The following is a 12,453-nucleotide window of genomic DNA, read 5'->3' as shown; positions in this document are numbered from 1 at the left end:
TGTCTATTTCACCTATATACAAATGTTTAAACTCTTATCGTCTGCTTTCTCCTCCATGCTCTCTTATTGTTTACGTATTATCAAACAATATGTATGCGCGGTTTTTATTCTTAGGCAAATATCCAGATTACATAGTCAAGCTGCTGAATTTATTGAACATAAAAAATATGAAAAAGCCCTTCCTTATTACCAAAAATCTTATTTTTTAGCTAGAAAATATTCACTAATTCACTGTCTACCACACGGTTTAAATTCAGTTATCTGGTTAGCCTTTTTATATCGAACTATGGGGCGATATGTGGAAGCTGAATCTTTATATAACGAAGCCAGAAAAATTATTACAAAAACTTTAGGTACTAATCATTTTCATTATGCTCATTGTATATATGATTTAGCTGAAACTTATTGGTTGACGAAACAGTATGATAAAGCTGAATTGCTGTATCAAGAAGCTAGAACAATTACTCAAAAGGTTCTAGATCCAGATTTCCCTGATTATATTACTTGCCTAAAAAATTTAGCAAGTTTATATGAGTTGCAGAAACGTTATTATGAAGCTGAGTTGCTGTATCAAGAAGCTATAAATATTACAGTAAAAGTTTATGGTACTAACCATTCAAGCTACGTTATTTCTCTCACTTATTTAGCTACATTTTATAAATCAACAAGACGGTATGCTGAGGCTGAATCCTTATTTCAAGAAATACTAAACATTATTGCTAGAGTTTCAGGAAGTAAAACACCTCTCTATGCTAATTATCTCGCAGTTCTAGCTAATCTATACTTTTTAATGGAAAAGTATACTGAAGCTGAAGCTCTTTATCAAGAAGCTTTAGAAATTTACCAAGCATTTATAAAAGATGACAATTTTGATGAGCTTATTTATATTATTTCACTAAAAAATTTAGGTGAATTATATTACACAGTGGGTAAGTATACTGAAGCTGAATCTTCGTACATTCAAGCTTTAGATATTATTGCTAAAAATGAAGAAATTACTTACGATGATTATCCTTACATACTAAATAATTTAGCCCAGTCATATTATGCGATGGAAAGATATGCTGAAGCTGAAAATTTGTACTTGCAAGCTTTAGAAGAAATTGCTAAATATCAAGAATATAATTACAATGACTATGCTGGTTTCTTAAATAATTTAGCTCAGTTGTATCATTCAGTAGGAAAATATACAGAAGCTGAATCTGTTTATCATAAAAGTCTAAGTATTATAGCTCAATCTTTAGGATGTGATAATTTTAGTTATGCTGGCTGTTTAAGTAATTTAGCTTGGTTATATCGGGCAATAGGGAGATATAGTGAAGCTCATCCATTATATCTTCATGCTTTGGAGATTACAGCTAAAGTTTACGGAACTAACCATTCTCTTTATGCTACTTCTTTGAATAATTTAGCTCAGTCATATTGTTCAATAAGACAATATTCTGAAGCTGAACCTCTATATCAAAAGGCTTTAGAAGTTATAGCTAAACATCAAGGGAATAATCATCCTAATTACGCTATTTCTTTGGACAATTTAGCTTTGTTATACCATGAAATGGGAAGAGATGTTGAAGCCGAACCTTTGTATCGAGAAGCTTTAAAACTTAAAGCTAATATTTGGGGAAATGCTCATCATATCTATGCAGTTTCTCTGAATAATCTAGCTCAGTCATACTTTTTTATGCTTAGGTATAATGATGCTGAAATTTTATATATTCAAGCTCTAGAGATTGCCGCTAGAGTTATTGGTAATAAACATCCTGAATATGCTAAGTATCTGGAAAATTTGGCATTTTTATATGCTGCCACTGAACGCTTAGAAGAATCTTTAATACTGATGCAGGAGTCAGCAGACATCGACTTAAAAACTCTTTCCCAAATATTTAACATTACTACAGATAATCAACGCCTTACTTATTTGCAACAAAACTATTTTAAATTAGAGTATTTTCTCTCCCTTGTTTTCCAATACTTTACCAACATCCCATCAGCCGTGCAATCCGCTTATAATTTAGTACTAAAGCGCAAAGCAATCGCCACAGAAACCACTATTCTACAAAAGATTGCTATCTTGTCAGAACAATATTCGCACCTTGCCCCAAAACTTAAACAATGGCGACAAGTTAGGCAAAAACTGGCTAAACGCTATTTTGATATTCCTACTCCTGAACAATCTATCTACTATCAAAGCGAAATAGACTCCCTCATACAACAAGCAGAAACATTAGAGCGAGAGCTTAATCTCCCAGAACTTAATCTACAAAAAGAACTGCAAAACGCAGATTACCGTACTGTCGCTTTAGAATTACCTGAAAGTACAACCTTAGTGGAGTTTGTACGCTTTAATGTTTTTAATTTCAAATCAATTCCTACTAATAACGAATCTCAATGGTTTCCCCCTCGCTACCTCGCTTTTATCTTACCTGCTAGAGAAGCAGAACATCTGAAAATGATTGACTTAGGAGAAGCCGAACCGATAGACCGCTTAGTGAGAAAATTTCGAGAGTCTGTAGAAATAGGACGAGGATTAGATTTAGGCGAAATAGCTGAAGCAGATGAAATTGAGCCATTTTTTGAATTGCTTTCTCTTGTTTTTGATAAACTTAAACCTTATCTAAGTAAAAACTTATTCATCTGTCCTGATGGAGAACTCAACTGCTTACCTTTTGAAGCCCTGACTATTAATGAAGAAGAATATTTAATAGATGAATATAACTTCAACTTTCTGACTGTGGGACGAGATATTTTACGATTTAAATCTCAAGTTTCTGCTGAAGTTACTAAACCTCTTGTAATCGCTAATCCTGATTACGATCTAGTAGCTAAAAACAACAATACCACTTTTCTTATTGCAGGAGAAACATTAGAGGAAAGGTCAATTGATTATCAGGAAGTTTCCAATTCAAGAGGAGGACAAATCTTTTTATCTCTCCCCGGAACCGCTATTGAAGGAGAGAAAATTGCCAAACTGCTTGGAGTCAAGGCATTTATGCAAGCTAAAGCCTTAAAATCCTTGATCCTGAACCCTAAAAGCTCTCCTTACATTCTTCATATTGCTACTCATGGCTATTTTCTCGAAGATATAAAACCGAAGCAAGAGGAAAAGATTAGACAAAATTTCTTGTTATTAAATCTTTCCGCATCAGAACGCTTGCAATTAGGTACTAGCCAAAATCCCCTTCTCCGTTCAGGATTAGCTTTCGCTGGAGCCAATACCATGCTCAATGGAAATGCACTGCCAGAAGAAGCCGAAGATGGTTTATTAACTGCTTTAGATGTACAATTGCTAAATTTAGCTGGAACAGAATTAGTTGTTACTTCTGCCTGTGAAACTGCTTTGGGAGCCATTATTACTGGAGAAACCGTCATTGGACTGCGCCGTTCGTTTATTCAAGCAGGTGCGAAAACAGTAGTAATGAGTCTTTGGAAAGTTCCTGATATCGCTACAGCAATTTTAATGGAACGCTTTTATCATTACCTACTACAAGCACGACTTGGTAAAGCTGAAGCATTGAAAAAAGCAAAGTATGATGTACGAAATATATCTATTGGTCAAATGCGCTCTTATTGGTTGACAGAAGAAACCATAGAATGGGCAAGAACACATAGTAAAGCTGTTGCTAACCATTTAATGATGTTAAACCAAAAATATGATGATGAACGTCCTTATGAACATCCAAGGTATTGGGCAGCATTTATTTGTTTGGGTAATCCAGCACCTCTTAATGAATTTACAAAGTATTGAAAATAGGTGCTAAAGTACTCTGCTAAATCTCCCCCTGTACCGGACACCGCCGCATCATTTCCGCAACAGCAACCGCCTCTCCATCCGGCGTGTACACAATCTCACCCGACATCGCAATCACAATCCTTTGCCGCCTAGCCCACTCAAACCAAACTTTCACAGCAGACTTGGCCTGTTGCGCCTCCGGTTTACGTCCCTCCTTACAAGCAGCCACAAACACAGCTTCCGGCGATTTGATACCCTTCCAAGTTCGTATCGCCTCCTTCAAGTAAGCGATCGCCCCCGGTACATTTTCCCAACACCGCCTAACCGTGCGTTGAATCTCTGCATTGAGCCGAAACTGTGGAGTACAGGGAATGTCTCGTAACTGCTGCAATACTTCCTGAACCTCTTGGTTGCTGGGCTGGAGCAATTTTTCCATAGGCTCTGAGGCAGAATAATCATCCTCATCATCAATCAAGTCTATGCTTTGAAAATTTGACACGGCAGGGGCGGCGGAAGAACGATCCTCATGAGTATCTGTCTCGGTAGTCGAGTCAACCTGTTCTATCTCTTCAACAAAGTGAGTAATTTCGGGTAACTCTGGTTCTGGGCTTTGACAAACCCCTTCCTGGTCATAGTCCAAAATCTCGGTTTTCAGTTCTTCACTTTTTTCAAGCTCAACAGCAGAGTGTTGTTGTGGCTTTGAAACTTCTGGATGGGATCTGTGGTATTGTTCTGCATTGAACGTCGAATGTTCAGTTTTGCACCTGCCATGTTCTAACAGCTTATCCAGTACATCGAAGTTTAATTTATACTGCCATGTCCGATCTTGCCCACCAAACGAGTTCGAGAACTTTTAACTTTACCACCAGTGATGCGATTGCAAGGGCAAAGACCAAGCCAAGAAGTAAACTGTTTAACAGTTGGGAATCGGCTAGGATCTAAACCAACCTCAGATTGAAGAAAAGTTGTTATTACCAGTAAGTAAGATTGAGCAAAACAGCAAATTATCAATATAAATTTAGTTACAAGAAAATTATAATTTATCTGTTTAATTATCAAGCTTTAAATTTATTTTATTATTTTGCATTTGCATTTTTCAATTTTATTAATTAGTAGCCTAAGCAAAGATAACTTATTTTTTATCTTTGTAATTTTCCACTTTAGCTATAGGTAATAAAATACTGGTATAAATCTCTTGTCTGGTTTTATTACTTATTTTTCTTACATTTTTTAAACATTTAATTAATAATTTACTTGCATAATAATAATGTTTAATACATTCTAGTTGCAAAAAACTAAACTCCCACTTGTGTTTTGTGTTACGATATTCTCTCATTATGTCCTTCAGTTCTTCTAAGCAAGAACTAATACTACTGTTTGACCAAAATAAATCTAAAATTTGCTCCTCAGATGTTTTTCTCGAATTATTTGTTATAATCTTTCCTTTAATAACTTCCAATTTATTTCTTAAATCTAAGTCTTCAGCCCAGTTAATTGCTGAATTTAGAAGTATCAAAAACTGCTTTGCATAGCCCATTGCAAAGTCCATATCCTCTTCAAAACCCATAGCAAGATAATCAACAGCAATACTATAATTAAAATTAATAATTTCTTCAAAAATAAAATCTAACTCCAATTCTTTTTTAAGATATTGATGTGCGGGTATTGGGATGTCATTTTTAATGTCCATTTCTTGTGAAGAATTGGAAAATCTAGTCTCTTGCACCACAATATTGAATTGCTCATTCTTTAGCTGTGTATCTTCTTTTTGAGTGAAATTATTACTTTGTTGATCCAGGAATAAGACTTTTACTAAATAGTTAGATATAGCGTTTCTCAGTCTGGTGAAGTACAGTAGCAACAATGAGTAAACCAATTATAAATATCATTTAAGGAGACTTGGCTAAAAGCAGTTTCAATCGCCTTTGCTAAATCTGGATAACTCCTAGCACCGATAGAACGTAGTATGTTTTTCATCTTTGACCAACAATTTTCAATTGGGGAAAAATCAGGAGAATAGGGTGGTAAATAAATCAATTTAGCTCCGGCAGCCTCAATTAGTTCCTCAATCTTTTTACCTTTATGAATTGAGCAATTATCCATGATTACATAATCACCTTCCTCAAGTTTCGGAACTAATTTTTGAGAAATATAAGCCTCAAATGTCAGACCATCAGTTGCACCTAAAATGCTATATTGGCTAATCACACCCTTGAGACCAATTGCACCAATTATGGAGACATTTTTAGAGCGTTTTTGCGGTCGTGAGCCATGCGCTCTTTTACCTTTTTTAGAACGAGCAGAGTGTCTTATTAAAGATAAATTAGCTCCTGCTTCGTCAAGAAATATCAGGTTTTCCGTCGGTATCCCCTGAAGTTGAAGCCAGAACTGTACTCTTAATAATTGAACTCTTTCAGTCTCTTTTTCGGAGGCGTGCAATGTTTTTTTTTAGGCTTATTTCTACCCTCTTTAACATCCTATCTACCGTAGATATACCAATTGTTATTCCTGTTTTTTCTTTGAGTTCTGAACGGATTTCTGATAAAGTCAAATCATTCTTAGCTTCAACTATTTCTTCCAGAATCTTAATTTGTTCTTCGTTGAGCTTTGGAGGAGTTTGTTTTATCCTAACTTTAGGAGCGATACTTGCTGTTTCTCTATATTGCTTTAGTAATTTCTCAATAAAACCTAAACTGACACAAAATTCGCAAGCTAATTGACGTTGTGATATTCCACCTGCCTTATATGTATCAACTATTTTTTGGCGAAAGTCGAGGGAATATGGTTTCATTTTTACCCTTGAGTAGATACACTGATTTATTTTAATTAGTGTACTTCATTAGACTGGTAAACGCTATATATCACCTTTGTCAATCATAATAATACCGCTAGTTTTGTCGTAACTTTGCCAGTCTAATATGTAGACTAAATCAAAATCAAAACCTAGAGTATGCGAAAAGTAGAAAGCTCTAAGTATAGTACTCGCTACTCCCTGATTTTTACAGATAGATGTAGCTTTTTCATCAACCCAAGTTAATAACTTTTGGATATTTTCTTCATTTTTTGCAAGTTCATGAGTCTTATGATAAATTCCCTTCAAGAAACAATCACAGTCAGGATGTATCTCTGCACTTATCAAAAAAACTTGTTCCCAGTATGGAATTATAAAATAGTGAAGCATTTCTTGCCAATCTTTTCTGTTTGAGAAGCATCTCGCCACCAAATACTCTTGAAATGTCAAATGCGAAAACGACCAAACTTTCTGCGATCGCTCAATTAATAACCCATGCTGAGATGCGATCGCCCTCAAAACCCCTCGACTATCCCGCCGCTCAATCCCCAAAAACTCCCCAATATACCCCTCTAACTCCTCCTGCTCGAACAACACATACTGTTCTTGCTCGAACTTTTTCACCGCAACATAGTTCAATAGCTCTAACTTTCGCTCCACCGACAAATCCCGATAAATCTCATCCCGCTCAACTGAGCGCGATTTATCCCATTGCACCAACAATAACTCCAACCCCTCCTCATATAACTTGGAACGCTTTGAGTAAAATTTCCCCGTTCGGTGGAACACCGCACAAGTTAAACTCAGCAAAATCGGCGTAATCGCTAGTTCCCGAATCGCCTTGTTTTCCTCTCGAAACAACTGTTCTAAAAATTCCCGCGCCTTCGTATCCCCTGCATCTGCACACACCGTCCTAAACCAATGTGCTGCAAATACTCTTACCTGCTCCTCATTAAAATCAGCCACCTCCACATAATCAAACCGCTCAAACCGTGATACCTGGCTTTGCGTCCGACAAGTCACCACCACCTGCACCTGCGAATAAGCACGCGCAAACCGTTTGATTTCGTTGGCGATTTGCTTTCCTGCTTCCCCCGTAACCTCATCCAACCCATCCAGCAATACTAATACCCGTCCCTGATTTAGTACTAATTCTATCTCTGCATTACTCAACCGCCAAAGCTGTCCCAAAAACTGCTCCAAGTTATAAGCGTACTTGCGTCCATCGTCCACAAACTCCCGCAGCTTAATCAAAACAGGAATTCGCTGTGCTTGCAATTTTCCGTCATTGCACTCGGTGACAATTCTTTGCAGATAAGTCGTTTTCCCTGAACCAGGTTTACCTACCACCATCAAGTTAGTATTCCGCTCAAGCACAGCCAACCCCGACACGCGCCGCTGTTCTTTACCCAATCCAATCCGATCCAAACTGCGGTAGTTGGAATTACCTGTAGTAAAATCCTGCAATAAATCATCCAGTTCGGCTCTACTGTTACTGCTAACTTGCTCCAAGATATTTACATCAACAAACAAATCACCCAAAGGAACCCAACGATCTACCCCCCAAAGCGGCATTGTACCGTGTAAACTTTGGATATCATCATGGATACGCGATCGCACTTGCTGAACTAACACATCAACTGAGTTAGCCGTTATTAATTGGTCTTTTTTTTTAAAACAGGAGTCAGTTCTTCTGGTATTCCTTCCAGAGCGATCGCATTACAGCCGAATTCGTAAGCGTCTTCATACGACCGGCCTGCACCAAGCGCATCGTAAAAACCAACTGCAAACTTAAGTGCCGCATCATCGCTAATTTCATCACTCATCCCAACTACATAATTAATGTGCTGGGAGATTGCTTCTGCTTGCACCTCCGCATAACAAGCATTTAGCACAACGCATTCTACACCTTCCTTAGCAAACAATTTAAACAAGCTGGCCAAAGCATTAGTCGGAACAAGCTGTGCGTTGCCTGCATCATTTTCTAAGACTAATCCATCATCTCCTGAACCATGCCCACAAAAATGAATAATTTGAGGGTTAAAATCTAACATGGCACGACGTAAATCATCAGGACGAACCGCCCATTTCTGTTCTAATTTAAATTGGTCACGCTTGCGAGATCGGCGTAATCCCTCACCAATTTCCCGTACCTCTTTATCAAGTCTTAATCTAGCCTCATTAATTGGACTAGAAGATAAAATAAGAATTGTCTTCATACCTTGTAATTCGTTGTTACTAGTGATAATTTGCAAAATTTCTTCTGGTTGAAATGGTTTCCATGTCTGACTACGAGCTAAAGTCTCAGCCTCTAGTAATCTCCACTGCAATTTATCTTTTAATTCTGGAAGCTCACGGATAATTTTACGAAGTGCTTCACACGCTTGAGGAGTACCACGTTCTTGTAGACGCTGTAGAATATAGTTTTTCCATGTTTTGATACTATCTTTTGGTGTTCCTAAATATGCTTCAACACCTTTTAGCTCTTTCTCTTCAAAAATGTTTTTATTTTCATTATCTGAGTGACAATATTGCTTGGTAAGAAAGATATATAAATCTGCTACGTATTTTTCAGGTAAACGCTGCTCTATACTTCCACTATATTCAACTGAGAATACTATATTTTCCATAACTTCTCGCCCAAATGCAGTATCTTCCTGAATAGCAGGACAAACCACTGACCAACCTGCATCTTTTGCATAGAGTAAAAGCGAACAAGCTGCTACAATGGCTTTTGCTCTGTCTTCACCACTACTAGGAATAGGTGAAACAATTAAAGATTCTGCAAATGCTTTAGCTTCAACAAATCCATATTTAAGCAAATCATCTAGTAAATTGCCTATACTTTTATCAGTTAATTTCTCATCTTGAACTTTATCAAATATTGCCTTAGCTAACCTTTCATCCCAAGAATTGACTATTAAGCTATTAATGTAAATATCACCATGTTCCTGGTTGTGTTTATCAATTAGTAGCATTAACACTCTAATAAATTCATCGGGAGCATTTTGATAAGCTTGCTTGATTAATTCTTGCCGATGCTCTTTGTCTTCAATTTTTACCCTGTTAGTATATGCAAGAATTATTGCTGTCCACTTTTGCCATTCCTCGGCAGACAGCGAAAAAATAAAGTTTGGTGTTTGTTGTCGCAACAAAATTAATGCTTGATAACCTAATAATGCAGAGTATCGAAAATTATTTGTACCCAGCCAAGCTTGATTTTCTGGCTCACCATCACTCAGATACAGCCTTGCCGCGTTTAGAATCCTTTCTTTGGTAGAATCCTCTGCCTCAATCCAACCAGGAAGATTTATCAGACTCGATTGAAACGGATCACCCGAATGAGTACTATCAGCTTCAAGAGTTAATTCAAAGCATAAAGAACACCAACTACTAGGCTGACCAGCCTCGATTTGACTCAAAATTTCAAGTACTCGTTCCCTGGGTGGAGGCTCTAACAGATGTTGCTTCTTGTCTTCTTCTAGCCATTGCTGTTGTTCCAGATATGTTGCCTGTTCCTGCTGCGCTCTTAGTGAGCCTAACTCAATTGCTTCGATGAGAGATTCAAACTCTTTTTTAAGTATTAAGCTAGTCTGGCTTGCTGTCAGCACAGCATCCAGATGCTCAAAATTCAACTCAGGTCGTCTAAAATACCACCGGATCAATTTCGCCCAAATTTTTTGATGGTGTTTATTTTCTGATTTTTGAAGACATTCAATTAACCATAGAAAATCTTCCTCAAAAACTATTGCTGTTCTGTAGCCAAGTAACCACGAAGGTTCTTTTTCTAATTCTGGAATTGTAGAGATAATTGACTCTACAAGTTGACGACGCTTTTGAATATCATCTTTTAAAAATTGACTAAAAGATATTGTTTTATACGAATTATCATATACAATTGCATCGTGTTTATTCAATCGTAAAAAAGCAACTCTAGCAAATGCTCTCATTACGTCTGGTTCATTCAGATGCTCCCAAGCTTTCAACATAATTCCATCTGATAACTCTCCAAAGGGATAACCTAAGTCACGCCTAGTCACTTGTGTTTCTAGCCACCTGAGAGCTACTGGTAAATCCGATATTTGAAGATATTCTGCAAACTCTCTTGCTATAAAGTCCTGATATCTTCCACCAATAGATTTGGATACTGGCTGTATTAATGTGTCAAAAAGTTCTTCTGCTGTGATATTCCCTGGCCAAACTGCTCGGAGTCCACAGCCTTTTAGTTGTTCGTCTTCGTCGTTTTGAATTCTTGCAAGTGCTAAAGGTTTTAATCTTGCTTTGGTTTTCTCATCACCGACACTACATATAGCCACTGCTGCATTGATGCGAATCCAAGAATGTTGCTGAGGATCAAGCGCAACATTAGCAAGATACTCCTGTACAGCGTTGACATTACAAGCTTCTGCTATATCTATTGCTACGTTTCGTGCATTAATACTCTTTGTTGAATAACAAATATAAGGTAAAAGTTGATCGGGTAATTTAGGATGATTTAGATTTTGGTATAGCCAAGTATTATATTGATAAGTTAGTTTTTCCTCATTGTGCAGTTTTAGAAGAGATTCAACTAGAGCCGCTTTATCATTATCACTGGCAGTAGCAACATCGCTTTGCAGTAATACATGAGGATCAGTCTTCATAACTTCCCGAAATACTTCAGCTAACAGACTACTTAGCCAAGCCACTGTTTCATATAACTGAGGAATGATCCTTGTCTCAGAATCATCAGGATGAACTATAAGTTTTAGTATTTGAGGTAATTTAATCTGACGTTCTTTGAGATACCATGCCGCTAGAAACTCAGCATAAGTTTGGTGCGCCCATCCTATACGGCTTAATTCACCACGAGATGAGAATAAACCAGTGTCTAAAACTTCGTCAACAGTTTCTTGCTTAATTTCAAAGTCTCTACCGTCAACATTTTCTGTTCCGTGGCATATTCTCTCTTTGAGTACATCATCATCTGGAACATCACCCCAATCTATACCAGTCCAAATAGCAGATTTATTACCAAAGATTGTAATAGCTGCTATTCTACCAGCAACAATTAAACGCTGTTGCCTATCAAATTTTCCTTTTAATTTTGATGAAATGCGGCTTTTATTCCGTTCTTCACAAAGCCAGAGACATCCTTCAAAATAAAGTTCATGTAGCCTTTGATTAGGAGGAAATTGACCGCCGTTGCGATGATAAGTTTTGATAAGAAATTCTAATGTAATAGGCTTGATAGCCAAAGGTTCAACATTTTTTTTGTTAATTTCTTCTAGAAAGGCTTCAGTATCTTTGATACCAGCAATTTCTGCTGCTTGACTAACATCTACACGGCGAAGCGGCGCTAGTTCATAAATTCCTACCTTATCTTCTCCCCAAATTTCTTTTAGTCCTTCTTCTAAAACTGCTGGCCAAACAGCCGTTCGGCAGGCAATACGCAAATTTAAACGCTTGATATTATCACGATAGCGTTTAAATTTGTGAATTAATAATGTTGCTAATGTGTCTATACGTAACAAGCACTCATCAAAACTATCTAAAAAAATATGTAATTGATGAGTACCTTGTAGCCACTCATTAAATTCTATACTTTTAAATAATTCGTCAACTAGGGTATTTTCATTTCCAAAAGCACGCAGATTCAAGGTTAGCACCTGACCACCTTGCTGCTGAATTTTATTGAAAATTTCTTTTTGCTCGGCTTCTAAAGCATGACTTTTACCAATCCCTGGCTCACCTAGAAGTACTAAACATGGTAAACCCGATATAGTTTCAAAAGTTACGAGGTCTGGATTATAGATGTGTCCCCACTCAGCGTCAGGATCACACAGATAGCCACCACAAGACAAATTTATCTGGCTTGAACGAGGACACCAAAACCGTTTCCAGCCATAATCGTAACTTGGCATTTTTACTGAGAATAAACAGAAATATTTTT

Annotated in this window: 6 protein-coding genes and 1 pseudogene; 1 reads left to right on the top strand and 6 read right to left on the bottom strand. The window is 37.1% G+C overall.

The genetic code is table 11. The annotated features are described in order from the left end of the window. The first annotated feature begins 22 nt into the window (after window positions 1-22). Window positions 23-3,745 (top strand): CHAT domain-containing tetratricopeptide repeat protein, encoded by a 3,723-nt coding sequence (locus tag H6G77_RS28145; protein WP_190873306.1) that lies wholly within the window; start codon window positions 23-25, stop codon window positions 3,743-3,745. A 22-nt stretch (window positions 3,746-3,767) separates the two neighbouring features. Here H6G77_RS28145 and H6G77_RS28140 read toward each other — a convergent pair whose 3' ends face one another. From H6G77_RS28140 to H6G77_RS35920, 6 genes and pseudogenes are all read right to left on the bottom strand, one after another. Further along, complete coding sequence (locus H6G77_RS28140; protein WP_190873346.1) at window positions 3,768-4,370, bottom strand: hypothetical protein; 603 nt, start codon at window positions 4,368-4,370, stop codon at window positions 3,768-3,770. Between the two features lie 197 nt (window positions 4,371-4,567). Then, window positions 4,568-4,684 (bottom strand): annotated as a pseudogene (locus tag H6G77_RS28135) (transposase); the annotation flags it as partial. A gap of 178 nt (window positions 4,685-4,862) precedes the next feature. Continuing rightward, on the bottom strand, window positions 4,863-5,459 hold the full coding sequence (locus H6G77_RS28130) for an NACHT C-terminal helical domain 2-containing protein (protein ID WP_190873305.1): 597 nt from the start codon (window positions 5,457-5,459) through the stop codon (window positions 4,863-4,865). 107 nt (window positions 5,460-5,566) lie between these two features. Then, window positions 5,567-6,521 (bottom strand): IS630 family transposase gene (locus H6G77_RS28125; RefSeq protein ID WP_199331674.1). Its coding sequence is split into 2 segments (ribosomal slippage): window positions 5,567-6,179 and window positions 6,178-6,521, totalling 957 coding nucleotides; the frame shifts between segments, so codons are not numbered across the junction. Between the two features lie 63 nt (window positions 6,522-6,584). Then, entirely contained in the window at window positions 6,585-8,156 is a 1,572-nt protein-coding gene (locus H6G77_RS28120; protein WP_190873304.1) for an NACHT domain-containing NTPase, read from the bottom strand. Between the two features lie 20 nt (window positions 8,157-8,176). Next, window positions 8,177-12,424, bottom strand: a complete 4,248-nt coding sequence (locus tag H6G77_RS35920) for a CHAT domain-containing protein (RefSeq protein WP_242049329.1) — start codon at window positions 12,422-12,424, stop codon at window positions 8,177-8,179. Window positions 12,425-12,453 lie beyond the last annotated feature (29 nt).

Source organism: Aulosira sp. FACHB-615 (assembly GCF_014698045.1).
In the GTDB taxonomy this organism is placed as follows: domain Bacteria; phylum Cyanobacteriota; class Cyanobacteriia; order Cyanobacteriales; family Nostocaceae; genus Nostoc_B.
The sequence above is the reverse complement of the archived record's forward strand: the minus strand, read 5'-3'. Positions and strand labels throughout refer to the sequence as shown.